This is a genomic window from Paracoccus isoporae, from assembly GCF_900101865.1.
GTDB classification, from domain to species: Bacteria; Pseudomonadota; Alphaproteobacteria; order Rhodobacterales; family Rhodobacteraceae; genus Paracoccus; species Paracoccus isoporae.
This window is the reverse complement of record NZ_FNAH01000002.1, coordinates 25143-49311: the sequence shown is the minus strand read 5'-3', so window position 1 is coordinate 49311 and position 24169 is coordinate 25143. Positions and strand designations below refer to the sequence as shown.

At 66.0% G+C, this 24169-nt stretch carries 22 protein-coding genes; 3 read left to right on the top strand and 19 right to left on the bottom strand.

The window, feature by feature from the left end:
• Window positions 1-48: 48 nt before the first annotated feature.
• The 5 genes from BLT73_RS03890 to BLT73_RS03870 form a co-directional block, all read right to left on the bottom strand.
• Window positions 49-1050, bottom strand: coding sequence for an ABC transporter ATP-binding protein (locus BLT73_RS03890; protein ID WP_090521110.1), 1002 nt, complete (start codon window positions 1048-1050; stop codon window positions 49-51).
• Complete coding sequence (locus BLT73_RS03885; RefSeq protein WP_090521109.1) at window positions 1047-2036, bottom strand: ABC transporter ATP-binding protein; 990 nt, start codon at window positions 2034-2036, stop codon at window positions 1047-1049. The genes BLT73_RS03890 and BLT73_RS03885 overlap by 4 nt, the downstream gene beginning before the upstream one ends.
• A gap of 4 nt (window positions 2037-2040) precedes the next feature.
• Window positions 2041-2955 (bottom strand): ABC transporter permease subunit, encoded by a 915-nt coding sequence (locus BLT73_RS03880; RefSeq protein WP_090521108.1) that lies wholly within the window; start codon window positions 2953-2955, stop codon window positions 2041-2043.
• Window positions 2956-2958: 3 nt separating this feature from the next.
• Window positions 2959-3966, bottom strand: a complete 1008-nt coding sequence (locus BLT73_RS03875; RefSeq protein WP_090521106.1) for an ABC transporter permease subunit — start codon at window positions 3964-3966, stop codon at window positions 2959-2961.
• Between the two features lie 82 nt (window positions 3967-4048).
• Window positions 4049-5635, bottom strand: coding sequence for an ABC transporter substrate-binding protein (locus BLT73_RS03870; RefSeq protein ID WP_090521105.1), 1587 nt, complete (start codon window positions 5633-5635; stop codon window positions 4049-4051).
• Between the two features lie 274 nt (window positions 5636-5909).
• On the opposite strand from BLT73_RS03870, the gene BLT73_RS03865 reads away from it, so the two are divergent.
• From BLT73_RS03865 to BLT73_RS03855, 3 genes are all read left to right on the top strand, one after another.
• Entirely contained in the window at window positions 5910-6881 is a 972-nt protein-coding gene (locus BLT73_RS03865; RefSeq protein ID WP_090521103.1) for a TAXI family TRAP transporter solute-binding subunit, read from the top strand.
• An 86-nt stretch (window positions 6882-6967) separates the two neighbouring features.
• A complete protein-coding gene (locus BLT73_RS03860; RefSeq protein WP_090521102.1) occupies window positions 6968-9139 on the top strand; it encodes a TRAP transporter permease in 2172 nt (723 codons plus the stop codon).
• A 387-nt stretch (window positions 9140-9526) separates the two neighbouring features.
• Complete coding sequence (locus BLT73_RS03855; RefSeq protein WP_090521101.1) at window positions 9527-10030, top strand: MarR family winged helix-turn-helix transcriptional regulator; 504 nt, start codon at window positions 9527-9529, stop codon at window positions 10028-10030.
• 5 nt (window positions 10031-10035) lie between these two features.
• On the opposite strand, the gene pdeM is transcribed toward BLT73_RS03855, so the two are convergent.
• The 14 genes from pdeM to BLT73_RS03785 form a co-directional block, all read right to left on the bottom strand.
• A complete protein-coding gene (gene pdeM, locus BLT73_RS03850; protein WP_090521099.1) occupies window positions 10036-10674 on the bottom strand; it encodes a ligase-associated DNA damage response endonuclease PdeM in 639 nt (212 codons plus the stop codon).
• Entirely contained in the window at window positions 10671-13064 is a 2394-nt protein-coding gene (locus tag BLT73_RS03845; protein WP_090521096.1) for a ligase-associated DNA damage response DEXH box helicase, read from the bottom strand. Before BLT73_RS03845 ends, pdeM begins: the two co-directional genes overlap by 4 nt.
• Window positions 13061-14641, bottom strand: a complete 1581-nt coding sequence (locus BLT73_RS03840) for a cisplatin damage response ATP-dependent DNA ligase (protein WP_090521094.1) — start codon at window positions 14639-14641, stop codon at window positions 13061-13063. Before BLT73_RS03840 ends, BLT73_RS03845 begins: the two co-directional genes overlap by 4 nt.
• The gene (locus tag BLT73_RS03835) at window positions 14641-15648 is read right to left on the bottom strand and encodes a ligase-associated DNA damage response exonuclease (RefSeq protein WP_090521092.1); all 1008 of its coding nucleotides are present in this window, start codon (window positions 15646-15648) and stop codon (window positions 14641-14643) included. Before BLT73_RS03835 ends, BLT73_RS03840 begins: the two co-directional genes overlap by 1 nt.
• The gene (locus tag BLT73_RS03830; protein ID WP_090521090.1) at window positions 15649-16122 is read right to left on the bottom strand and encodes a pyridoxamine 5'-phosphate oxidase family protein; all 474 of its coding nucleotides are present in this window, start codon (window positions 16120-16122) and stop codon (window positions 15649-15651) included.
• A 64-nt stretch (window positions 16123-16186) separates the two neighbouring features.
• A complete protein-coding gene (locus BLT73_RS03825) occupies window positions 16187-16930 on the bottom strand; it encodes an amino acid ABC transporter ATP-binding protein (RefSeq protein WP_176804960.1) in 744 nt (247 codons plus the stop codon).
• 61 nt (window positions 16931-16991) lie between these two features.
• A complete protein-coding gene (locus tag BLT73_RS03820; protein WP_090521087.1) occupies window positions 16992-18446 on the bottom strand; it encodes an amino acid ABC transporter permease in 1455 nt (484 codons plus the stop codon).
• A 1-nt stretch (window position 18447) separates the two neighbouring features.
• The gene (locus tag BLT73_RS03815) at window positions 18448-19701 is read right to left on the bottom strand and encodes an amino acid ABC transporter permease (RefSeq protein ID WP_245727050.1); all 1254 of its coding nucleotides are present in this window, start codon (window positions 19699-19701) and stop codon (window positions 18448-18450) included.
• Between the two features lie 108 nt (window positions 19702-19809).
• The gene (locus tag BLT73_RS03810; RefSeq protein ID WP_090521084.1) at window positions 19810-20835 is read right to left on the bottom strand and encodes an amino acid ABC transporter substrate-binding protein; all 1026 of its coding nucleotides are present in this window, start codon (window positions 20833-20835) and stop codon (window positions 19810-19812) included.
• A gap of 123 nt (window positions 20836-20958) precedes the next feature.
• A complete protein-coding gene (locus BLT73_RS03805) occupies window positions 20959-21669 on the bottom strand; it encodes an ATP12 family chaperone protein (protein WP_090521082.1) in 711 nt (236 codons plus the stop codon).
• Complete coding sequence (locus tag BLT73_RS03800; protein WP_090521080.1) at window positions 21666-22319, bottom strand: HAD-IA family hydrolase; 654 nt, start codon at window positions 22317-22319, stop codon at window positions 21666-21668. The genes BLT73_RS03805 and BLT73_RS03800 overlap by 4 nt, the downstream gene beginning before the upstream one ends.
• Window positions 22316-23359, bottom strand: a complete 1044-nt coding sequence (locus tag BLT73_RS03795; RefSeq protein ID WP_090521078.1) for an RluA family pseudouridine synthase — start codon at window positions 23357-23359, stop codon at window positions 22316-22318. The genes BLT73_RS03800 and BLT73_RS03795 overlap by 4 nt, the downstream gene beginning before the upstream one ends.
• Window positions 23356-23730, bottom strand: a complete 375-nt coding sequence (gene crcB / locus BLT73_RS03790; RefSeq protein ID WP_090521076.1) for a fluoride efflux transporter CrcB — start codon at window positions 23728-23730, stop codon at window positions 23356-23358. The genes BLT73_RS03795 and crcB overlap by 4 nt, the downstream gene beginning before the upstream one ends.
• Window positions 23727-24167: a DUF6314 family protein gene (locus BLT73_RS03785; RefSeq protein ID WP_090521074.1), complete on the bottom strand. Its 441-nt coding sequence runs from the start codon at window positions 24165-24167 to the stop codon at window positions 23727-23729. The genes crcB and BLT73_RS03785 overlap by 4 nt, the downstream gene beginning before the upstream one ends.
• Between the last annotated feature and the right edge of the window lie 2 nt (window positions 24168-24169).

Sequence of the window (24169 nt, the reverse complement as noted above, 5' to 3'; positions counted from 1 at the left end):
GCCGTCAAGCCAGCCCGTTGAAATGCGGCGGCGCGGCGCATCGCCTGATCACGCCGCGGCGGTCTCATCCTCCGGCACCGGGTTGTGGCAGGCGAAGCAATGTCCGCCCCCCGCCGGATTACCGCCCTGCAACTCCGGCTCGACGCTCAGGCAGATCTCCTGGCGGCGCCAGCAGCGCGGGTTGAACGGGCATCCTTCGGGTTTCGCCATGGGAGAGGGCAGCTCGCCCTCCAGCTTGATCCGCTCCTTGCGGTCCGAGGGATCAGCCATCGGCGTCGCCGACATCAGCGCCTTGGTATAGGGGTGGCGCGGGGCGTCGAAGATCACATCCTTCGGCCCCATCTCCACCGGCTCGCCCAGATAGATCACCATCACCTCGTCGGCGATATGGCGCACCACGGACAGGTCATGGCTGATGAACAGATAGGCCAGATCCATCCGCTCCTGAATATCCATCAGCAGGTTCAGCACCTGGCTTTGAATCGACAGATCGAGCGCCGAGACGGGTTCGTCGAGCACGAGGATCTTCGGCTCCAGCATCAGCGCGCGGGCGACCGCCACGCGCTGCCGCTGCCCGCCCGAGAACATATGCGGGTAGCGGTCGAAATGCTCGGGCCGCAGTCCGACCATGGACAGCATGTCACGGGCGCGGCGGTCACGCTCCTTGCGGTCGATCTCGGGGCGGTTCAGCAGCAGCGGCTCCATCAGCGTCTGACCGATGGTCTGGCGCGGGTTCAGGCTGCCGTAGGGATCCTGGAACACGATCTGAACCATGGCGCGCAGGTCGCGGTCGCGGCTCGCCCCCTCTGGCCCGATCTTCTTGCCGCCAATGACCAGCTCGCCCTCGGTCGGCGGCTCGATCATGGTCACGACGCGCGCCAGCGTCGATTTGCCGGAGCCGGATTCGCCCACCACGGCCAGCGTCTTGCCCGGCGTGAGCGTGAAGCTCGCCCCGTCAAGCGCGCGCAGCGTGGCGGCGGGCTGCATGAAGCCGCCCTTGACCTCGTAATGGCGTTTCAGATTGCTGGCGGTCAGGACGGGGGCGCTCATGCGGCGGTCTCCTTGCCGGTGGGATGGCCGTGGGACAGCGGGTAATGGCACAGCGCATGGCCCATGGCGGGCCCGGCCGGGACCGGGCGCTCGGCCTTGCAGCGCGCATCTGCGAATTGGCAGCGCGGCGAAAACAGACAGCCCGCCGGGCGGTCGAACTGACCCGGCACGACGCCGGGAATGGTGGGCAGCTTGCGCTCCGTCGCGCGTTCGGGAAGCGCGGCCAGAAGCGCGGCGGTATAGGGGTGGTGCGGATCGTCGAACAGCCCCTGCACCTCCTGCAGCTCCACCCGCTGGCCGGCATATTGCACCTGCACCCGTTCGACGGTTTCCGCGACCACCCCCATGTCATGGGTGATCAGCACCATCGCCATGCCGGTGTCTTCCTGCAAACCAGTCAGCAATTCGAGGATCTGGGCCTGAATGGTCACGTCGAGCGCCGTTGTCGGTTCATCCGCGATCAGCAGCTTCGGGCGGCAGGCGAGCGCGATCGCGATCATCGCCCGCTGGCTCATCCCGCCGGAGAGCTGATGAGGATAGGCGCTCAGCCGTTTTTCCGGGGCGGGAATGCCGACCTGCCGCATCAGTTCCACCGCGCGGTCCTGCCGCTGGCTGCGGCTCAGGCTGGTATGTTTGCGCAGGCTTTCCTTGATCTGCCAGCCAACGGTGAAGGCGGGGTTCAGCGACGACATCGGCTCCTGAAAGATCATCGAGATGTCGCGCCCGATGATCCGCCGCCGCGCCCGACCCGAGAGGCGGCGCAGATCATGGCCGTCAAACTCCATCTTGTCGGCGGTGACCGTGGCCGTCCAGGGCAGCAGCCCCATCAGCGCCAGCATCGAGACCGACTTGCCCGAGCCGGATTCGCCCACGATGGCCAGCAGATCGCCCTCATCGACGGTGACATCCACCCCGTCCACTGCTCGGAACTGGCCCGAGCTGGTGGCGAAATCGACGCTGAGATTGCGGATTTCCAGTAGCGACATGGGATCAGCTCCGCTTCAGTTTCGGATCGAGCGCATCGCGCAGACCGTCGCCCATCAGGTTGATGGCCAGCACGGTGATCAGGATGCACAGCCCGGGGAAGGTCACCACCCACCAGGCGCGCAGGATGAACTCCCGCGCCTCGGCCAGCATCGTGCCCCATTCCGGCGTGGGCGGCTGCGCGCCCATGCCCAGAAAGCCCAGGGCCGCCGTGTCCAGAACGGCGGTCGAAAACGACAGCGCCGCCTGCACGATGATCGGGGCGAGGCAGTTGGGCAGCACGGTCTTGAACATGATCCGCAAGGGCCGCCCGCCGGCGATGCGCGCGGCGGTGACGTAATCCTTCGACCGCTCGGACAGGACAGCCGCGCGGGTCAGGCGCACGAAATGCGGTTGCAGCACGACGGCGATGGCGATCATCGCGTTCAGCAGGCTCGGCCCCAGGATCGCCACCAGCACGAGCGCCAGAAGCAGGCTCGGGAAGGACAGCACGATATCCATCAGCCGCATGATGAGCGTGTCGATGATGCGCGGCGCAAACCCCGCAATCACGCCCAGCAACACGCCGCAGGTGGTGGCGATGGTGACGACCAGAACCCCGATGAAGAAGGAGAAGCGCGCGCCATAGATCAGCCGCGACAGCAGGTCGCGCCCAAGCGCATCGGTGCCCAGCAGGAACCGGGTCGAGCCGCCATCCTGCCAGAAGGGCGGCACCAGCAGTGCGTCGCGATACTGCGCATCCGGCGCGTAAGGCGCGAGGATCGGGGCGAGAGCCGCGACCAGCAGGAAGGCCAGGAACACGAACAGCCCGACCACCGCGCCGCGGTTTTCCTTGAAGGAGGACCAGAATTCCCGCAGCCGCGAGGGCGGCGCGGTCGGGGTGGTGGCGGGGCTGGCTGATTGGCTGGCAGTATCGGTCATGGCTCAGCCCTTTCGGATCTTGGGATTGAAGAGACCGTAGAGCAGATCGACGATCAAATTGACGATCATCACCACGAGCGCGATCAGGAGCAGCCCGCCCTGCACGACCTGGTAGTCGCGGCGGAAGATGGAATCGACCATCCATTTGCCGATGCCCGGCCAGGAGAAGATCGTCTCGGTCAGGATGGCGCCGGCCAGCAGCGTGCCCACCGACAGCCCGATCACGGTGATGACCGGGATCATGGCATTGCGCAGCGCGTGGATGCCGTTGACGCGCAAGGGCGACATGCCCTTGGCGCGGGCGGTGCGGACGTAATCTTCGCCCAGCACCTCCAGCATGGCGGAACGTGTCTGGCGCGCGATCACGGCCAGCGGGATCGTCGCCAGCGCCACGGTGGGCAGGATCAGATGCGCCGCGGCCGAGCGGAACGCACCGGGCTGACCCGACAGCAGGCTGTCGATCAGCATGAAGCCGGTCGGCGTGTCGAAGAAATACATCAGCCCGATCCGGCCCGACACCGGCGTCCAGCCGAGATTGCCGGAAAACACGATGATCAGCAGCAGCGCCCACCAGAAGATCGGCATCGAATACCCCACAAGCGCCGTCGACATCAGCGCCTGATCGAAGAATTTTCCCCGGTTCACCGCGGCGATGACACCGGCCGGAATGCCGATGATCGTGGCCAGGATGATCGCGCAGAGCGACAATTCCACCGTGGCCGGGAACAGCGCCATGAATTCGTCCAGCACCGGGCGCTTGGTCACGAAGGAGGTGCCCAGATCGCCCTGAAAGATGCCGGCGACGTAATCGATATACTGCTTCCAGATCGGCTGGTTGAAGCCGAGCTGTTCCTGCAGCATCTCGTAGCGCTCGGCGCTGACGCCGCGCTCGCCCGCCAGAAGCAGGATCGGATCGCCGGGCAGCAGGCGGATAAAGGCGAAGGCCACGACGGTCACACCGATGAATGTCGGCACGAATGTCCCTAGGCGACGAATGAAGAAGCTCAGCATCGGGTGATCTGTTCCGGGCTTGGCGTAAAAACGAAACAGCCGGGCAGCGATGCGCCGCCCGGCCGTAAAGCTGGTTCAGGGCTTATTCGGTCAGGCTGACGCCGTAGAAGACGTGACCGCCGAAGGGATCGATCTTGTAGCCCTGCACCTTGGTGCTGATCGGCTCGTTGACCACCGAATGCGCGATGGTGGCCCAGGGCGCCTGCTCCTTGAAGACGACCTGCGCCTCTTCATAGAGCCGGGTGCGTTCGGCCTGATCGGATTCGACCTTGGCCTGCTGGATCAGGTTCTCGAAATCCTCGTTGCACCATTGCGCGCGGTTGGCATTGCCCACCCCGTCGCAACCCAGAAGCACGGCGAGGAAGTTGTCCGGGTCGCCATTATCGCCGGTCCAGCCGAGCAGCACGGCACCGTCGCGATCCTCGGATTTGGAGCGTTCCAGATACTCGCCCCATTCATAGGAGACGATATCCGCATCCACCCCGATTTCCGAAAGATCGGCCTGGATCATCTCGGCCATGCGGCGGGCATTGGGGTTATAGGGGCGCTGCACAGGCATGGCCCAGATGCTCATCGACAGATCGGTGACCCCGGCCTCCTCAAGCGCCGCACGCGCCGCCTCGGGATCATAGGGATCATCCTCGATCGCGTCGTTATAGGACCACATGGTCGGCGGGATCGGGTTCTTCGCCACGCTGCCCGCGCCCTGGAAGATGCCGTCCACGATGGCCTGCTTGTCGATGGCCATGTTCAGCGCCTTGCGCACCGCCGGGTCGTCGAACGGCTCCATCTGGGTGTTGTAGGCCAGATAGCCGACATTCAGCCCTTCCTGGCTGACCACGTTGATGTTCTCGTCCGACTTCATCGCTTCCAGATCGGCCGGGTTCGGATAGGGCATGACATGGCATTCCCCCGCCCGCAGCTTCTGATAGCGGACCGAGGCGTCGGGCGTGATCGCGAACACAAGGTTCTCGATCGCCGCCGGCTCGCGCCAGTATTCGTCATTGCGGGCGTAACGGATCACCGCGTCCTTCTGATAGGCGACGAATTTGAACGGGCCGGTGCCGATCGGCTGCTGGTTGAACAGCTCCGGCGTGCCGGCCTCGATCAGGTTGTCGGCATATTCCTTGGACCCGATGGAGGCGAAGGACATCGCCAGGTTCGCCAGCATGGGCGATTCCGGGCGGGTCAGGGTGATCTTGACGGTCAGGTCATCGACCTTCTCGACCGACTCGATCAGGTCCGGCATCGACATGGAGTTGAAATACTCGTAGCTCGCGCCGTCGGTCATGTTGTGATACTCGCCGCCATCCTCGCCCTGGCGGGTCAGGCTGAAGATCACGTCATCGGCGTTCATGTCGCGCGTCGGGGTGAAATAATCGGTGGTGTGGAATTTCACGCCTTCACGCAGCTTGAACGTGTATTCCAGCCCGTCCTCGCTGACGTCCCAGCTTTCGGCCAGACCCGGCTCGATTTCTGTCTCGCCGTGGACGAAATGCACCAGGCGGTCATAGACATTGCGGGACGAGGCATCGAACGTCGTGCCCGAGGTATACAGCGCCGGGTCGAATCCCTCCGGCGAGCCTTCCGAGCAATAGACCAGGTTGGCGGCCGATGCGGCAGACCCCATCAGCATTGCTGCCACGCTGATCGCGACCAATTTTCTCATTCTCTCACTCCTGTTGGACGATGGTCCGCTATTTCACGGATCCGTAATGACGACAGGTTGCCCCAAGTTGATATGTTTATGCAAGTGCAGCTGCGCCTCGAATGACATCTTTGCATATTCCCTGTCGAAGGCGCGCGGTCCGGCACGGGCAGCGGCGCCGGGCAATAGGACGCTGCGGAAGTTTTTTAATTGTCGGATGGAATGTCGCATTGCATGCTGGCGGGATAACGGCCGCCCCGCGCAGGGTTGCCGACACACAACCGAGGAGGAACACATGACTTATCACCGCTTCGTGCTGGCGGCGTTTTGCGCCGCAATCGCCCTGCCCGCCGCCGCGCAGGAGGATCGCGAGGGCTGGCCGGACAGCATCAACATCGCCACCGCCAGCCAGGGCGGCACCTATTTCGGCTATGGCAGCGGCTTCGGCGCGATGATCAGTTCCGATCTGGGCCTCAATGTCGGCACCGAGATCACCGGCGGTCCGGTCCAGAACGTCACCCTGGTCGAAACCGGCGAGCATGAGCTGGGATTCGTCACGCTCGGCCCGGCGGATGAGGCGTGGCGGGGGGAAAGCCCGCTGATGCCGGGCGTTCCGCATGAGAATATCCGGGCGCTGTTCCCGATGTATCAGACCCCGCTTCAGGCGGCGGTGCTGGCCAGTTCCGACATTGAAAGCTTCGAGGATCTGAAGGGCAAGCGGATCGGCGTCGGGCCGAAGGGCGGCACGTCGGCCACCTATTGGGAGCGCTTCTTCGAGGACACCGATGCCGGCGCCACGATCAGCTATGCCGGCGGGTCGGACACGGCGGGCCAGCTCAAGGACGGCATGATCGACGCCTTCGTCTATGCCGCCGGGCTGCCGACAAGCGCCTATGCCCAGCTTGCGGTGGAAAACGATGTCCGCTTCCTGTCGATGGACGAGGCGACGCTGGCGCAGATGATGGAAACCGCGCCGGCCATGTCGCCCTTCACCATTCCGGCCAACACCTATGAGGATCAGCCGGACGATCTTCAGACCACCTCGCTGTGGAACTTCGCCATCGTGCATCAGGACATGCCCGAGAGCCTCGCCTACGCGCTGACGGCGCTCGCGATGGAGAACCATGACCGCATGGTGACGAACCACGCCGCCGCCAAGGAAACCCTGCCGGAGAATGTGGGGATGAACACGGTCATCCCGTTCCATCCCGGCGCGGTGCGGTGGTTCGAGGAAAACGGCCACGAGATCGCGGACGAGCTGAAATAGGCTGGCGTAGCGACGCCTCGCGGGCGTGGCCGGACCCCGGCCCGCCCGCATCCCTTTTCCGACGTCCCGCATGAGATCGAGAGCAGATGACCCATCCCGCCGCGCCGCCCCCGCGTGCCGAAGTGCCGCGCGATCGCGCCACCTCGCTGATCGAGGAGGAAACCGCCCGCGCCCATGTCGATGCCGAACCGGCGGCCGACAACCTGCGTGATTTCACCGGCTATCGCCACTGGCTCATCGCCGGTCTCTGCGCGGGCTACACGCTGTTTCACCTGCTGGTGATGAATCTCTACCCGCTGGAGACCTGGACCTACCGGCTCATCCATGTCGGCGGCGGGCTGCTGCTGGGGTTCCTGCTCTACGGCGCGGCGAGCTTTGGCGAAGGGGCGAGCGACACGCGCCGCAGCCCGCTCTCGGTGGCGGTGCTGGGGCTGGCGGCCTCCGGCATCATCAGCGGGCTGGTCTCAGTCGCGGCGATCTGGATCGGGGCGCGGGTGATGGGCGAGCCGATCCCGCCCGGCTGGGCGATGCGGGCCTTCGGCATCCCGCTGTGTCTCGGCACGGCGCTTGCCATCCTGCATGGCTGGATCTGGCCGGACCGGACCCGTCACAGCTTCGAGCCGGGGGACATTCTGCTGGGGCTGGCGGCGGTGGCCTCCACCGCCTATCTGATCCATTTCGCGCCGCAATTGCAGCTTCGGGCCGGGATGCCGATGGCCCTGCCCGCCGATATGTGGGCGGCGGTGGCCGGGGTGATGCTGATCTTGGAGCTGACCCGGCGGCTGGCGGGGCTGGCGCTTGTCATCATCGCCTCGATCTTCGTGGCCTATGCGTTCCTTGGGCCGTGGCTGCCAGGCATCTTCACCCATCGCGGCTATGACGCGAAACGGTTCTTTTCCTATATCTACACCGATAACGGCATCCTCAGCGCGCCGATCGCCATCTCCTCGACCTATATCATCCTCTTCGTGGTGTTCGCCGCCTTCCTGCAAACCACCCGCGTGGGCGAGTATTTCGTCAAGCTGGCCTTCGCGGCGGCCGGGCATCGCCGCGGCGGGCCGGCCAAGGTGGCGATCTTCGCCTCGGGCCTGATGGGCATGATCAACGGCACCTCGGCGGGCAATGTCGTGGCCACCGGCGCGCTGACCATTCCGATGATGAAGCGCGTCGGCTATCGCCCGCAAACCGCCGCCTCGGTCGAGGCCGCCGCCTCCACCGGCGGGCAGATCATGCCGCCGATCATGGGGGCTGGCGCCTTCATCATGGCCGAAATCACCGGCATCGCCTATATGGAGATCGTCTATGCGGCGATCATTCCGGCGATCCTGTATTTCATCTCGGTCTATTTCATGGTCGATCTGGCTGCGCAGCGGCTGAACATGACCGGCCTGCCCCGCAACGAATTGCCGAAACTGGATGCGCTGCTCAGGCAGATCTATCTGTTCAGCCCCATCGTGGTGCTGATCTATGCGCTGTTCGCCGGTTATTCGGTGATCCGCTGCGGCACGCTGGCCATGGCGACGGCCGCGGTGGTGTCCTGGCTGACCCCGCACAAGATGGGGCCGCGGCAATTCTTCCACGCGCTCGACAATGGCGCGCGCATGGTGCTGCAACTGGTGGCGGTCTGCGCCACGGCGGGGATCATCGTGGGCGTCATCGCCCTGACCGGGATCGGCTCGCGGTTCTCGACGGTGCTGCTGGCGCTCGCCGATCAGAGCCAGATCCTGGCGCTGTTCTTCGCGATGGTGGTCTCGATCATCCTCGGCATGGGGATGCCCACCACCGCCGCCTACGCGGTGGCCGCCAGCGTCATCGCGCCGGGCGTCATCAACCTGGGCGTCCAGCCCCTCGTGGCGCATCTGTTCATCTTCTATTTCGCGGTGATGTCGGCCATCACCCCGCCGGTGGCGCTCGCCTCCTATGCCGGCTCGGCCCTGGCCGGGTCCGACCCGGTCAAGACCAGCATGGAGAGTTTCCGCATCGGGCTGGCGGCCTTCGTAGTCCCCTATATGTTCTTCTTCTCGCCGGCGATGCTGCTGCAGGGAAGCTGGCCGGAGATCGCCCATGTCGCCACCACCGCGGTGATCGGGGTCTATCTGCTGTCCTGCGCCGTGCAGGGCTGGTTCATGGGGCGCGCCAACCCGGCGGTCCGCGCGGGGCTGCTGCTGGCGGGGCTGAGCATGATCGCCGGGGGCTGGATCACCGATTCCATCGGGCTGGCGATTGCCGCGCTGCTGTATCTGCTGCAGCGGCGCTGACCTCCCCAAACCCTTACCGGCAACCGGAAATTTCCCGCCATGCGTGACCCGCCTCGCATGGCCTTATCTGCCAACTTTTATTGCAGTGATTCTACTTATGTCTGCAAATCCGCGCGCACACGCGAGCATGCATAGTGATAATTACGTCTTGCAGTTGCAGTTTATTTCAGTATTCAACGGTAAATGACCTGAAAACCCCTGTTTTGGAGCAAGATCCACAACCTTTCCGAGCTTGGCGAAAAACGGCTGATCTGAAACTGGCCAATTGACGAAAGCGTGACGGAACCCATTAACTGCGGGGATAGCTAATGACTTCCGAACTTACCTCTCTAGCACAAAATTTCATCTGCTATCGCGGCTGGTTCGATTAAACGCGCAGGCCATTCCATGTATGATATTGATGACCTCTCCATTGTTGACGGCCGCATTCAGCTCGGCTTCCTGACCCGCGACCTGACCTTCATGTCGCGTGTGCTGACCGCGCATATGCGCTCGATCAATGCGGATTTTTACCGCGAGCATGACGTGATGAGCGGCAGCGTCGCGCTGCTCAGCCTGATCGGGCTCAACCCCGGCATTTCGCAGAACGACCTCGCCGCCGCGGTGGTGCTGAAGAAATCGGCCGTGACGAAGATCCTGACAGAGATGGAACAGCGCGGCGACGTGATCCGGGAAAAGCCGAAATTCGACCGGCGCTACAACGCGCTTCGGCTCAGCCCGCAGGGCGAGCGCCGCTGGCGCGAGGTCCGCGAGCGGATGATCGCGCAGCGCGAGGATCTGCTGGCCCCCCTGCCGCAGCGCGACCGCGAGAAGCTGTTCAAACTGCTGGGCCGGCTGGTGGAACATTACGCCGACCGCCCGGCCGAGGACGAGCCGCGCCCCCGGGCCTGAGGCGATCACAGTGCCGGTCTGACATGGCGCACCGGGAAGGGCAGTGCCCGGCGCCCGGTCAGCACCGCGATGCCATGCGGCACCAGATCGCGCAGCACGTCGCAGTCATGGCGCAGACCGCCGGTGTAATGGCCGAAGGCGGGCAGGATCAGATGCTCGCGCCCGATCAGGAAGCTGGGCCGCGCCCGCCCGGCGAGCTGTGCCTTGGGGTGATAATGCCCCGAGATATCCGGGCCGGTCCCGGCGATATGGCGCAGCGCCACCCCCGCGATCTCATGCGAGTCCACACCGGTCGCCGCGTCGTGATTGCCGGCGATCAGCAGCAACTCCAGCCCGGCCAGCATCTCGCGAAAGCTGCGCCGCTCCGGTTCCGGCAAGGCCGCGGCGGCGGCATCGTCGTCATAGACATCACCCAGCAGGGCCAGCCGGGCCGGGCGGACCGCTGCCAGTTCCGCCGCCAGCCGATCAAGTGTCTCGCGCGTCTCGAAGGGCGGCAGCAGCGCCCCGCCGCGCCGCGCCATGCGTTCGGATTTCCCCAGATGCAGATCCGACAGGACAAGCATGTCCTGATCCGGCCAGAACAATGCGCCGGAGCCGCGGGCCACGAAGCCCTGCCCGGCAAAGTGGAAGGCGTAGCCGCTCATGCCGCCTGCCCGTCCAGCCCGGCCTCGGACATCATCCGCGCCGCCTCCTCCTCCAGCAGCCGGTCCTCGCCCATGCCACGGATCGGCACCTTGCCGACCTCCAGCAGAAGCGGCGCGGAGAGCGGCGTGACATGGGGCGGGGTCGCATGGACGATCTCGGGGCGCGAGGACAGCATCTCCTCGACCCGGCCGAAATCCACCAGCCCGCGCATCGCCTCGGCCCGCGTGAGCCGCATCAGCAGGTGATCGGGATCGTGACGGCGCAGCGTGTCATAGATGATATCGCTGGAGAATGTCGCCTGCTTGCCGGATTTGCGCTGCCCCGGCAGGTTGCGCTGCAACAGCCCCGCGATCATGGCGACGTTACGGAAACTGCGCTTCATCACCGCATTCTCGCCCAGCCAGTCATCCAGCCCGTCGCGCAGCGCCTCGGGCGCGAAGAACGGCGCGGGATCGCGCACCGGGTCCATCGACCAGATCAGCATCGCGTAATCGGTGGCCACGAAGCCCAGTGGGCCGAGCCCCGCCTCCTCCATCCGCCGTGTCACCAGCAGCCCGAGCGTCTGGTTCGCATTGCGCCCCGCGAAGCTGTAGGCGCAGAAATAGGCGCGGCCGCGCAGGAAGGTTTCGCAGGTCAGCGTGCCGGGCTGCGGCAGCACCGAAATCTCGCGCTGCAACTCCAGCCAGTCCTGCGTGTGACCGGGCAATGCACCCCATGCCACCGGGTTGCCGATCAGGGCCAGCACGCGGGCGGATAGCTCGGTCGAGGTGGCCAGCTTCGTGCCCGCGAAGGTCGCGATCCGCGGGTTCTGCGAGGGTTTCGGCGTGACCTCCACCACCATCTCGCGCAGCCGGTCATAGCGCACGGTCTGCCCGCCGATCAGGAACGTATCGCCGGGGGCGAGGCTGGCCGCGAAGCCCTCCTCGATCTCGCCCAGGGCCGGGCCGGTGCGGCGGCGGACCTTCAGCTTCTCGGTGTCGGTGATGGTGCCGATATTCATGCGGATCATCCGCGCCGCGCGCGGGTCGCGCAGATGCCATTTGCCGTCCCGCTCCACCAGCCTTTGCCAGCGATCATAGGCGCGCAGCGCATAACCGCCCGTCGCCACGAAATCGAGGCAATCGTCGAATTGCGCCCGTGTCAGCGCCGTATAAGGCCCGGCGCGGCGGAACTCGGCAAAGAGCGTATCGGCGTCGAACGGTCCGGCGCAGGCGGTCAGCAGGATCTGCTGGCAAATGACATCCAGCCCGCCCCATTGACCGACCGGCCCGCGCCCTTCGCCATCCAGATCGCCTTCGGCCACGGCCTGAAGGGCGGCCACGCATTCGATGATCTCGAAGCGGTTCGCGGGCACGATCCGGGCTTTCGACGGTGCATTATAACGGTGATTGGCCCGTCCGATCCGCTGCACCAGCCGCTTGACGTTCTTCGGCGCGCCGACCTGGATCACCAGATCCACATCGCCCCAGTCGATGCCCAGATCGAGGCTGCCCGTCGCCACCACCGCGCGCAACTCGCCCGCCGCCATCGCGGCTTCGGCCTTGGCGCGGACCTCTCGCGACAGGCTGCCGTGATGCAGCCCGATGGGCAGGTTGTTGTCGTTGACCGCCCAGAGGGATTGAAAGAACAGCTCCGCCTGCGCGCGGGTGTTGATGAAGACCAGCGTCAGCCGCGCCGCTTCGATCGCCGCCATCACATCGCGCGCCGCATAGGCCCCGCCGCCGCCGGACCAGGGCGGCGGGTGCGTCGTCTCCAGCATGGCGATGTCGGGTGCGGGGCCGGGATCGGCCTGCACGATCCGCGCCCCGCCCAGATATTCCGCGAGCGCCGCAGGATCCTCGACCGTGGCGGACAGGGCGCTGACCCGCAGTTCGGGCGCGAGGCTGCGCAGCCGGGCGAGGCCCAGCATCAACTGCTCACCCCGCTTGGATTCCGCAAGCGCGTGGATCTCGTCAATGACGACGCGCTGCACGCCGCCAAAGATCTGCGGCGCTTCGGTATAGGACAGCATCAGCGCGAGGCTTTCCGGCGTGGTCAGCAGGATCTGCGGCGGGTCCACCCGCTGCCGGGCACGGCGCGCGGCGGCGGTATCGCCGGTGCGGTCCTCGATGCGGATGTCGATCCCCAGATCGGCCACGGGGCGCGCGAGGTTGCGCGCAATGTCATGGGTCAGCGCCTTCAAGGGCGAGACATAGAGCGTGTGCAGCCCCGGCCGCGCATCCGCCATCAGCGCGGCCAGCGTCGGCAGGAACCCGGCCAGCGTCTTGCCCCCGCCGGTGGGCGCGATCAGCAGCGTGTCGTCCTCCGCCTCGAACAGCTCGATCTGATGGGGATGCGGGGTCCAGCCCTGCCGGGCGAACCAGTCGGCAATCGGGGCGGGCAGGCTCATGCGAGTTCGGGCGGCAGCATGTCGCGCAGGGTTTCGATCCGGTCGGCCTCGCCCGCCGGCTTGTCGTCGCGGATGCGGCTGATGCGGGGAAAGCGCATCGCCACGCCGGATTTATGCCGGGCCGAGCGGTTCAGCCCCTCGAACGCCACCTCGACAACCTTTTTCTGCGCCACGGCGCGGACCGGGCCGAAGCGGTCCACCGTATTGTTGCGCACGAAACGATCCAGATCCTTCAATTCCTCATCCGTGAAACCGAAATACGCCTTGCCGACCGGCACCAGTTCATCCCCGTCCCAGACCCCGAAGGTGAAGTCCGAGTAGTAACCCGAGCGTTTGCCGTGACCCCGTTGGGCATACATCAGCACCGCGTCGATGACCATCGGGTCGCGCTTCCATTTGAACCACGGCCCCCGGATCCGCCCGGCCAGATAGGCGCTGTCGCGGCGTTTCAGCATGATCCCCTCGATCACCGTATCGGGCGGATCGGCGCGCAACGCAGCGAGGTCCTCCCACGTGTCGAACGGCAGCAGGGGCGAGGCGTCGATGCGGCGGTCGTCCAGCCCCTCGATCGCGGCCTCCAGCCGCGCGCGGCGGGACTCGAACGGCATCTGGCGCAGATCGCGCCCGCCCCAGAGCAGCAGATCATAGGCGCGCAGCCCGGCCGGGTGGCTCGCCAGCAGCTTCTTCGAGACGGTCTTGCGGTTCAGCCGCTGTTGCAGATCCCCGAAACTGCCGACCAGATCGCCCCGCCGGACCAGCAATTCGCCGTCGATCACCCCATCGAAATCCAGCCGGTCGAGCAGATCGGGGAAAGCGCCGCCAATATCCTCTCCGGTGCGGGAATAGAGCCGCCTCGTGCCCTGATCCGAGACCGCCTGCACCCGGATCCCGTCCCATTTCCACTCCGCGGCAAAATCCGCCGGGTCGAGCGATTGCAGCGCGTCGAGATCGGTGGCGGTGGACAGCATCACCGGGCGAAACGGCGCGAGCGCGGCGGAGACCGGCTTCTCGCCGCCCTCGGCCCATTGGAAGAGTTCCAGATAGGGCGGCGTCAGCCCGTGCCAGATCTCCTCGATCTCGGTCAGCGGCAGTTCGCCATACTCCGCAAGCGCCGCCCGCGCCAGCCGGGCCGAGACCCCGACGCGCAGCCCCCCGGTGGCGAGTTTCAGATAGGCGTAGCGTTCGGACGGATTCAGCGCATCCAGCCGCGAGGCGATCAGCGCGGGCAGCCCCGCCTTGCCGGTGGATCGCAGCTCCTCGACCAGCATGGGCAAGGGAAGGTCCGGGTCGTTGGGCGGCGTCTCCGGCTCGGGCCAGATCAGTGCGATGGTCTCGGCCAGATCGCCGACGAAATCATAGCTGGCCGCGAAAAGCTGGTCATCCACCCGCGCCGTGGCCAGCCCGCGCAGCATCGACGAGGTCACCGCCCGCAGCTTCAGATCGCCGGTCAGCGCGGCAAGCGCCAGCCCCCGCTCCGGGTCGGGCGTGGCCCCGAAATAGCGCCCGAGCAGGCGCAGCTTGCCGTTGCGTTGCGGGGTGAAGGCCAGACGTTCGAGCAGATGGGCGAATTCGCGCATCACTCGGCCTCGTCTTCGTAACCCGCCAGATGCAGCGGGATCGCCGCACGGCCCTGCAACTCGCACCAGCGGATCACCGCATCCTCGCGGCCATGCGTCACCCAGGTCTCGGCCGGGTCCAGTTCGGTGATGGTGCGGGTCAGATCCGGCCAGTCCACATGGTCCGAGATCACCAGCGGCAGTTCCACGCCCCGCTGACGGGCGCGCGCGCGCACCGACATCCACCCGCTGGCAAAGGCGATCACCGGGTCGGGGAAACGCTGCGCCCATGTCGCCTCGAAGGCCGAGGGCGGTGCGATGATGATCTGGCCGGCAAATTCCGCCTTCTTCATCTTGTCGGTCGTGGCCGGGCGCAGATCGCCCAGGGGAATGCCTTCGGCCAGATGATAATCACACAGTTTCTGCAACGCGCCGTGGATGAAGATCGGCGCGTCCCATCCCGCCTCGCGCAGCAGCATGATGACCCGCTGCGCCTTGCCCAGCGAATAGGCCCCGATCAGATGGGCGCGTTCGGGAAAGGCGCGCACGGATTCCAGCAGCTTGGCCATCTCGGTTTGCGGATCGGGATGGCGGAAGACGGGCAGACCGAAGGTCGCCTCGGTCACGAAGATGTCGCAGGGCACCGGCTCCCACGCGGCGCAGGAGGCGTTGGGCACCCGCGCGTAATCGCCGGAGACCGTCACCCGCTGCCCCGCCGCCTTGACCGAGATCTGCGCGGATCCCAGCACATGCCCCGCCGGGTGAAAGCTGACCGTGGCATCGCCCACCCGCGTCTCGCCCCCGGCCTCCTGCCGCGTGGCGGTGAAATCCGCGCCATAGCGGATCGCCATGATGTCCAGCGTCTGCCGGGTCGCCATGACCGCGCCGTGCCCCGCGCGGGCGTGATCCGCATGGCCGTGGGTAATCAGCGCGCGATCCACGGGCCGCACCGGGTCGATGAAAAAATCACCCGAGGGGCAATACAGCCCCTCGGGTTTCGGGATCAGGGGTGAGGCCCCCCGCGCCATTCAGGCCAGGTTCAGCGTCGTATGGGTGCCGAGATCGGGCTTGTCGTCGCTGACCTGCGCTTTCGCGATCTGATAGAGAAACCCAAGCGCCCCGCCTTCGGTCATCCAGGTTTCCGCCTCGCCGGGGGTATAGCTGACCAGCAGAAGGTCCGGGTCGCGCTTGCCATCCTCGAACCAGCTCGACGCGACGATGTTCCAAATCTCGTCCAGCTTCGCCTCGTCGTTCGACACGGCCAGCACGCCGTCAATATCGGCGTAAAGCCCCTTGCCGTCGCTGCAGATGAGATAGCGGGCGCGGGCACCCTGCGCCGCGGCCCTGGCCATCGGGGTTTCCCTGGCGGTGATGAACCACAGCTTCGGATCGCCCTCGATCACGTTGTGCGACATGGGCAGGAAGCGGCCATCCACCTCCAGCATGCCGGTGCGGATGGATTCCAGGCGGTCGCGGAACTCTGTTTTCGGATCGTCGGACATGGGGTCACCCTTTCAATTGCGGTTGCCGATACAACCGCCATGTCAGGACATTTGTTCCGCGCGCTCAGTGCCCGAGAATCTGGCTCAGGAACAGCTTGGTCCGGTCCGATTTGGGATTGTTGAAAAATTCCTGCGGGCTGTTCTGTTCGACGATTTGGCCCTGATCCATGAAGATCACCCGGTCGGCCACGGCCTGCGCAAACCCCATCTCATGGGTCACGCAGAGCATGGTCATCCCGGTCTCGGCCAGCTCGATCATCGTATCCAGCACCTCCTTGATCATCTCGGGATCGAGCGCCGAGGTCGGCTCGTCGAACAGCATGATCTTGGGCTCCATGCAGAGCGAGCGGGCGATCGCCACGCGCTGCTGCTGCCCGCCGGAAAGCTGGCCGGGATATTTATTGGCCTGTTCGGGGATGCGCACCTTCTCCAGATATTGCATCGCGGTGTCCTCGGCCTGGCGCTTGGGCACCTTGCGCACCCAGATCGGCGCCAGCGTGCAGTTCTCCAGCACGGTCAGATGCGGAAACAGGTTGAAATGCTGGAACACCATGCCGACTTCGGAGCGCACCTTGTCGATATTCTTGATGTCGGAGGTCAGCTCGATCCCGTCCACGACGATCTGGCCGGCCTGATGCTCCTCCAGCCGGTTGATGCAGCGGATCAGGGTGGATTTGCCCGAGCCCGACGGGCCGGCGATCACGATGCGCTCGCCCCGCCGCACGGTCAGGTCGATGTCGCGCAGCACGTGGAAATCCCCGTACCACTTGTTCATGTCCCGGATCTCGATGGCGATCTCGTCGCTCATGCCGGGCAGATGCGGGGTGTCGGTGGCGTAGCTTGCGGTCAGGTCGGACATGATGGCCCCCTCAGCGATGTTCGCGGCTCAGCCGGCGTTCGAGATACATCGAATAGCGCGACATGGAGAAACAGATGACGAAGAAGATGGCGCCGACAAAGATGAACGGCTCCCAGTAGATCCCCTTCCAGGCGAAATTGGAGCGGACGAAATCCGAGATCCCCTTGAGCGGATCGAACAGCCCGATCAGCCCCACCAGCGTGGTGTCCTTGAACATGCCGATGAAGGTGCCGACGATGCCGGGGATGGAGATCTTCAGCGCCTGCGGCAGCACGATCAGCCTTTGTGCCTGCCAGTAATTCAGGCCAAGCGCATCGGCCGCCTCGAACTGGCCGCGCGGCAGCGCGGCCAGCCCGCCCCGGATCACCTCGGCCATATAGGCGGCGGCGAAGATCGTCACCATGATGATGACCCGCAGGATGATGTCGAAATTCGTCCCCGGCGGCAGGAAGTAGTTCAGCAGCAGCGAGGCCACGAACAGCAGCGTGATCAGCGGCACGCCGCGGATGAACTCGATGAAGATCACCGCGAAGACATGGATCAGGAACATGTCGGAACGCCGGGCGAGCGCCAGCACGATGCCGAGCGGCAGCGACATGGCAATGCCCGACACGCCGATCACCATCGCCAGCAGGAAGCCGCCGAATTCGTTGGAATCGATCACCCGCAGCCGCGCAGGCGCCAGATCGCCCAGCAGACCCGCCACCGGCCCGGCCAGGAAAAGCCACCAGATCAGCGCCGCCGCGATCCCGGCCGGCAGGGCCAGCCCGGCATGGCGCGGCGGCACCAGCCGTGTGGCCAGATAGCCGACGCCGAACCCGGCCAGCAGCATCAGAGGGAACCACAGCGATCCGCCCCACAGGAACCAGACGCCCACGACCGGATAGAACAGCGTGAAGATCAGCAGGCGCTGCGGGGCGTATTCGCCAAGCAGCAACGCCGTGCCGATCAGCGCCCACATCAGCAGGACCGCCCAGTCCGGCACCTCGGCCACACCCATCAGCAGCAGGGTAATCAGCCCGGTTACGGCCAGCACCCAGCGACGGATCGCCGGGTTGACCGAGAACAGCACAGGCGTGATGGCAATGAAGAGAAGCCCCAGAGTCATCAGCGGGCGCCAGTATTCCGCGCGGGGATAGAAGCCGAACAGATATTGATGCCAGCGTTCCCGGATCACCCCGAAACAGCCGCCTGTCGCGCCCTCGCCATAGCGGGCGGCGATGATCTCGCGGCATTCCTGCACGCTGTCGGCCTTCCAGACCGAATGCGACAGCCAGGGCCAGAAATGATCGAACAGGAACCAGATGATCCCCAGCCCCAGCAGGGTCAGCACCGTGTTGAACCAGCCCGAGAACAGGTTCACCCGGAGCCAGCGCAGCGCGCCGAGCTGCTGGTTCGGGGGCGCGGCCGGGGGCAGCATCGTGTCGCGGACATAGGCGACGGATTCGGCGTGCATCTCGCTCATCTCACCGCTCCTTCAGCTTGACGCGGCTGTTATAGATGTTCATCACGCCAGAGATCATCAGGCTGACCGCCAGATAGACCAGCATCATCAGCAGGATCCCCTCCAGCTCGCGCCCGGTCTGGTTGACCGTGGTCCCGCCCAGCGTGCCGCGCAGGTCCATATAGCCCACCGCGATCGCCAGCGAGCTGTTCTTGGTCAGGTTCAGATATTGCGAGATCAGCGGCGGCACGATGACCCGCAGCGCCTGCGGCAGGATCACCAGATTCATCGTGCGGTTCGGCCGCAGGCCAAGCGCGAAGGAGGCCTCGGACTGGCCCTTGCTGACCGCGAGGATGCCGGCGCGGACGATCTCGGCGATGAAGGCCCCGGTATAAAGCGTCAGCGCCAGCCACAGCGCCACCAGCGAGTTGTCCACGTTGATCCCGCCCGAGAAGTTGAACCCGGTCAGCTCTGGCACGGTCAGGCGCAGCCCGAAGATCAGCCAGATCGCGACCGGCGGCACCACGAACAGCGCCAGGTTGATCCACCAGGTCGTGGGCCGGCGTCCGGTGCGGTTCTGCACCCGTTGCGCACGGGCATTGATCCAGCGGCGCAGCACCACCGCCAGCGCCAGGAGCCCCAGGAACAGGATCGCCAACCACGGAATCGCGATCCGGCCGATCTGCAGCACGCCCGGCGAATGCTCGGCCACGATGCCGGGGATGGAGGTATAGCGGTTGGTCGGCGCGATCAGCCCAAGGAACAGGTTCTGCGCATCCTCGCCGCGATAGGCGCGGGGCGCGGGCGAGATCTCGGTGAAGATCGCGAAGATGATGAGGATCCACAGCAGCAGCGGGATGTTGCGGAAGATCTCGACATAGATGGTCATCAGCCGCGCGAACAGCCAGTTGTTCGACAGCCGCAGCACGCCCACCGCCACACCCAGGAAGGTCGCGGCGATGCAGCCCAGGAAGGACACGAACAGCGTGTTGAGCAGCCCGATCACCGCCGCGCGCAGATGGCTGTCATCGTTGTCATAGGGGATGAGCTGTTGCGGGATGTCGTAACCCGCGCGGCTGAACAGGAACCGGAAATCGATGTCCTTGCCCAGATTCTCCAGATTGGTGATGGTGTTTCCGATCAGCCACCACACCAGCGACATCACGATGATGAAGACGATCACCTGGAAGGTCATCGACCGGTAGCGCCGGTCATAGATCAGCATGCTCGGCCGGAACGGCGGCGAGGCAGGGCCAGCCGGTGCGCGGTCAGTCATCCAATTCCCCCTGTGGTCCGGTGCGGGTTGACCCCGTCATGTTGGTCCCGGAAATCCGGGGGCGCGCGGTATTCTGCGCCCGCGCGCCCCGTTGTCTTGGCGTGCCGATCAGCGGAACGGCATGGCGTACATCAGACCGCCCTGGGTCCACTGCGCGTTCAGACCGCGGGCCAGGCCGATCGGGGTTTCCTCGCCGATGGTCTTGGCGAAGATCTCGCCATAGTTGCCGCCCGCCTTGATGGCGCGCTTGGCCCATTCCGCGTCAAGCCCGATCATCGCGCCCAGATCGCCGGTGGTGCCCAGCAGACGCTGCACTTCGGGGTTTTCCGAGTTCGAGGCCAGCTCTTCGATATTGGCCGAGGTCACACCGTACTCCTCGGCCGCGATCAGCGCGTAGAGCGTCCAGCGGACGATGTCGCCCCAGTTGTTGTCGCCGTGGCGCACGACCGGACCCAGCGGCTCCTTCGAGATGATCTCGGGCAGGATGATGTGGTCGGACGGGCTGGCGAAGGCGGCGCGCGTCGCGGCCAGGCCCGAGGCGTCGGTGGTATAGGCATCGCAGGCCCCGGCCATGTATTGCTGCTCGCCCTCGGCGTTGCTGTCGATATTGACCGGCTGGTAGGACATGTTGTTGGCGTTGAAGTAATCCGCCAGGTTCAGCTCGGTCGTGGTGCCGGTCTGCACGCAGATCGTGGCGCCGTCCAGCTCCTTGGCGGAGGACACGCCCAGCGATCGCGGCACCATGAAGCCCTGGCCGTCATAATAGTTGATGCCGGCGAAATCGAGCGTCAGGTCGGTATCGCGCGAGAACGTCCAGGTCGAGTTGCGCGCCAGCACGTCCACCTCGCCCGAGGCGAGCGCGGTGAAGCGGGTCTGCCCGGTGGTGGGGACGTATTTCACCTTGGCGGGGTCAGACAGGACGGCGGCGGCGATGGCCTTGCAGACGGCGATGTCGAAGCCGGTCCAGTTGCCATTCGCGTCGGGCGAGGCGAAGCCCACCAGCCCGGCATTCACCCCGCAGATCAGCTGGTCGCGGCCTGTCACATCCGCAAGCGTGTCGCCCTCGGCCGCGTATCCGGCGCCGGCCAGCATGGCGGCGGCCGCGGTCGCGCCGATAAAGACGGATCTTGTCATTGGTTTCCCTTCCCGTTGTGGCGGCTCTTTCCGCCCTGCATTGTCGCCGGGCCTTCATGTACCCGATAGGCGGTATTGTGCCGATCGAACCCCACCCGTCAAGCGCGGCGTGCGGCCATCAGCTCAGGCTGACAACAAGCCAAGCAGTTTTTCGGCATTGCGCATCGCCGCCAGCCGGTTCGCCGCGGCGGAGTCGGCCTCGTCGTCCTGGCCCCAGATCTCGGCCTGATAAGTTTCGTCGATGCGCGAGAGCGCATGCGCGTCATCGGCGCTCAGCCGCCCTTCCAGAACCGCGAGGCCCAGGATCAGCGATCCGGGCAGCGTCACCAGATCATGCAGCGCGGTCAGCCGGAACGCATCCAGCCCGCCGATCCGCGCGCGCAGCCGGGCAAGCGCTGCCGTGTCCTGCGCCACCGGCATCACCCCCTGCGTCACCGCCAGCCGCGCACCCAGCCGATCCGCCGCCCAGTCGAGCAGCGGATCCCAGCCCTCTTCCTGCCGCGCGATCAGTGCCTCCGGCTCCGTCGCGCGATAGCTGAGCAGGTCGGTGCCGCCATAATCTGCCAGCATATCCGCCACCGCGTCGAATTGCGGCGCCACCTTCTCGATGGCGGAATTGGCGGCGCGGGTCAGCGGCATGGTCTCGGGCCGGATCACGCCCTGCTGCGCGTCCCATTCCGCCGCCACCGCATCGGCAAGCGCGGCGGTGGGCAGGATCATCGGCTTCTTGCCCGGCGTCATCACCGGCTTGCCGTCCAGCGTGACCCGATACCCGCCCTCGGCCGGTTCGGATGCGGCCTCGGTCCAGAACCGCCGTGCTGCCCATTCGCTCATGCCGCCCAGTCCTCGATCATGCGGCGCAGTTCGGCGTAGTCCCCGGCCAGCGGTTTGCCCAAGGCGCGCAACGCGTCGGGCGCGTGATAGCCCCAACTCACCGCAATCGCGTCGCAGCCGGCCGCATCGGCCATCTCCATGTCGAACTCGGTATCGCCGATCATCAGCGCATCTCCGGGCGCCAGCCCAGCCTCGCGACAGGCGCTCAGCAACATGTCCGGGTGCGGCTTCGAGGGGTGCTGATCGGCGGTCTGCAACGTCACGAAATGGCCGCGCAGCCCGTGATGATCCAGCATCGCGTCCAGCCCGCGCCGCGACTTTCCCGTCGCCACCCCCAGCACCAGATCGTCCCGCGCCGCCAGCGCGTCGAGACAGTCCCGCGCGCCCTCATAAAGCGGCGCCTCGGAGTCGATGCGGCGTGACAGGAAGGCGTTGCGATAGCCCTCGACGATGGCGTCCTGCTGCGTCAGCGGGGCCTCCGGCGCCAGCCGCCCGACTGCGACCGGAAGCGACAGCCCGACGATGGACAAGACCTGCGTCCGGTCGAGCGGCGACATGCCGACGCCCTCGAACGCCATCTCCATCGCGCCGACGATCAGCGCCTCGGAATCGATAAGCGTGCCATCGACATCGAACACAACCAGCTTCATGGCATCTCCTCGAACGGGTCGGCCGGCACCTCGCTTTCATGCCAGCCAAGGGTTTTCCAGGTGCGCCGCATATGGTCGGGCAAGGGCGCGGTCAGGCTGATCTGCTCGAGGGTCACGGGATGGGTGAAGGAGATGCTGCGGGCGTGAAGATGCAGCTTGCGGCTGATCTCTCCGCCAAGCTGCGCGCCCCAGCCATCGCCCAGATTTTCCTGTCCCGAGCCGCCATATTTTCCGTCGCCCACGATCGGGTGGCCCAGCTCGGCCATATGGGCGCGGAGCTGATGGGTGCGCCCGGTGATGGGGACGAGCGCGCACCAGCTCACCCGCTGCGCGAGATTGTCCAGCACGGCGTAATCGGTGGTGGCGCGCTTGGCGCCCTCGGTCGAGGCGATGTCGCGGGGATGGACGGCGATCATCTTCTCGCCCTCGCCGCCGCGGCCATGCCCGCCGGCCTTGACCAGCCCGTAGCGCACCGTGCCCATGCGCGGGCTGGGCACGCCCGCCACCGCCGCCCAGTAGATCTTGCGCGTGGTCTTGGCGCGGAACGCCTCGGACAGGCCCCGCGCCACGCGGTCGGTGCGCGCCAGAAGCAGCACGCCCGACGTGTCCTTGTCCAGCCGGTGCACCAGCTTCGGCCGGTCCTTGTAGCCGAATTTCAACGCCTCGGTCAGCCCGTCCACATGGCGGTTGCCCTGCCCCGAGCCACCCTGCGAGGGCAGGCCCGGCGGCTTGTTGATGGCGATGATGTGCTGATCCTTCCAGATCACCGCCGCCTGGATCATCTGCACATCGCTGTCGGGGATGCGCGGCGCCTCTGCCTTTGGTGCGGGCGCATCGGGCAGCGGCGGCACCCGCACCTCCTGCCCCGTCTCGATACGGGTATTGGCCTTCACCCGCCCGCCATCGACGCGCAATTCGCCCTTGCGGCACATCTTCTCGACCGCGCCCTGGGTGAGCTGCGGAAAGCGCTTCTTTAGCCAGCGATCCAGCCGCTGATCGCCCTCATCACCGCTGACCCGGATCATCTGCACCCCGCTCATGCCCAGATCCCCCGGCCAAGCGCCAGCCCCACGCCCACCGCCAGCAGCGACAGCAGCACGGAGGCGATCACATAGACACTGGCCGTTCCGACCTGACCGCGCTCCCACAGGCTGATCGCGTCCAGCGAAAACGCCGAAAACGTGGTGAAGCCACCCAGCATCCCGGTCAGCAACAGCGGCGCGAACTGGTTGCCGCCGCGCTGCGCCAGCCCGACGACCAGAAGCCCCATCAGGAAGGATCCGGCGATGTTGACGATCAGCGTGCCGGCCGGGAAGCCCGGCCCGAAGCCGCGCATCGCCGCGACGCCGACCGCGTAGCGGCCCGTCGCGCCGATCGCCCCGCCGATGGCTACTTGCAGAAAAGTGTTCATGGCAGAGCCATGGCGTCTTGCCCCGGCGCTGTCAACGCGGCCGCGACGTAGTCCGAGCGCATGACGTAGGATTTGCGCGGCCCCTCGACCCGCCAGAGAGCGGACCATCGTGGCCAGTCCGTGAAATCATAGGTCACGTCATAGAGATCCGGCGGGCAGAGATGACGCGCCTGCGGGGCAGGCATCGCCGGATCGAAGCGGTGAAAGAACCGGCCATCCGCGAAGCATACCGCGATCCCGTCCCCCTCCTGCCGCCAGAGATAGCGCCGTGTGGCCTGAAAAGGCGGCTGACCGGGCAGCGACAGCACGCCTTCCTCGTCATAGACGGCCCCACCCGCCCCGTCCGGCGCGATCACCGCCACGCCGTCGAACCGCCCGCCGCCGGAGATCTCTCGCGTCAGGTGCCAGTGTCCCAGAAAGCGGCGAATGCCACACATCG

What these genes read in the sequence shown, in the direction of transcription:
- BLT73_RS03890 (WP_090521110.1), bottom strand. Translation starts at nt 1,050, where the DNA reads ATGAGCGCCCCCGTCCTGACCGCCAGCAATCTGAAACGCCATTACGAG.
- BLT73_RS03885 (WP_090521109.1), bottom strand. Translation starts at nt 2,036, where the DNA reads ATGTCGCTACTGGAAATCCGCAATCTCAGCGTCGATTTCGCCACCAGC.
- BLT73_RS03880 (WP_090521108.1), bottom strand. Translation starts at nt 2,955, where the DNA reads ATGACCGATACTGCCAGCCAATCAGCCAGCCCCGCCACCACCCCGACC.
- BLT73_RS03875 (WP_090521106.1), bottom strand. Translation starts at nt 3,966, where the DNA reads ATGCTGAGCTTCTTCATTCGTCGCCTAGGGACATTCGTGCCGACATTC.
- BLT73_RS03870 (WP_090521105.1), bottom strand. Translation starts at nt 5,635, where the DNA reads ATGAGAAAATTGGTCGCGATCAGCGTGGCAGCAATGCTGATGGGGTCT.
- BLT73_RS03865 (WP_090521103.1), top strand. Translation starts at nt 5,910, where the DNA reads ATGACTTATCACCGCTTCGTGCTGGCGGCGTTTTGCGCCGCAATCGCC.
- BLT73_RS03860 (WP_090521102.1), top strand. Translation starts at nt 6,968, where the DNA reads ATGACCCATCCCGCCGCGCCGCCCCCGCGTGCCGAAGTGCCGCGCGAT.
- BLT73_RS03855 (WP_090521101.1), top strand. Translation starts at nt 9,527, where the DNA reads ATGTATGATATTGATGACCTCTCCATTGTTGACGGCCGCATTCAGCTC.
- pdeM (WP_090521099.1), bottom strand. Translation starts at nt 10,674, where the DNA reads ATGAGCGGCTACGCCTTCCACTTTGCCGGGCAGGGCTTCGTGGCCCGC.
- BLT73_RS03845 (WP_090521096.1), bottom strand. Translation starts at nt 13,064, where the DNA reads ATGAGCCTGCCCGCCCCGATTGCCGACTGGTTCGCCCGGCAGGGCTGG.
- BLT73_RS03840 (WP_090521094.1), bottom strand. Translation starts at nt 14,641, where the DNA reads ATGCGCGAATTCGCCCATCTGCTCGAACGTCTGGCCTTCACCCCGCAA.
- BLT73_RS03835 (WP_090521092.1), bottom strand. Translation starts at nt 15,648, where the DNA reads ATGGCGCGGGGGGCCTCACCCCTGATCCCGAAACCCGAGGGGCTGTAT.
- BLT73_RS03830 (WP_090521090.1), bottom strand. Translation starts at nt 16,122, where the DNA reads ATGTCCGACGATCCGAAAACAGAGTTCCGCGACCGCCTGGAATCCATC.
- BLT73_RS03825 (WP_176804960.1), bottom strand. Translation starts at nt 16,930, where the DNA reads ATGAGCGACGAGATCGCCATCGAGATCCGGGACATGAACAAGTGGTAC.
- BLT73_RS03820 (WP_090521087.1), bottom strand. Translation starts at nt 18,446, where the DNA reads ATGAGCGAGATGCACGCCGAATCCGTCGCCTATGTCCGCGACACGATG.
- BLT73_RS03815 (WP_245727050.1), bottom strand. Translation starts at nt 19,701, where the DNA reads ATGACTGACCGCGCACCGGCTGGCCCTGCCTCGCCGCCGTTCCGGCCG.
- BLT73_RS03810 (WP_090521084.1), bottom strand. Translation starts at nt 20,835, where the DNA reads ATGACAAGATCCGTCTTTATCGGCGCGACCGCGGCCGCCGCCATGCTG.
- BLT73_RS03805 (WP_090521082.1), bottom strand. Translation starts at nt 21,669, where the DNA reads ATGAGCGAATGGGCAGCACGGCGGTTCTGGACCGAGGCCGCATCCGAA.
- BLT73_RS03800 (WP_090521080.1), bottom strand. Translation starts at nt 22,319, where the DNA reads ATGAAGCTGGTTGTGTTCGATGTCGATGGCACGCTTATCGATTCCGAG.
- BLT73_RS03795 (WP_090521078.1), bottom strand. Translation starts at nt 23,359, where the DNA reads ATGAGCGGGGTGCAGATGATCCGGGTCAGCGGTGATGAGGGCGATCAG.
- crcB (WP_090521076.1), bottom strand. Translation starts at nt 23,730, where the DNA reads ATGAACACTTTTCTGCAAGTAGCCATCGGCGGGGCGATCGGCGCGACG.
- BLT73_RS03785 (WP_090521074.1), bottom strand. Translation starts at nt 24,167, where the DNA reads ATGTGTGGCATTCGCCGCTTTCTGGGACACTGGCACCTGACGCGAGAG.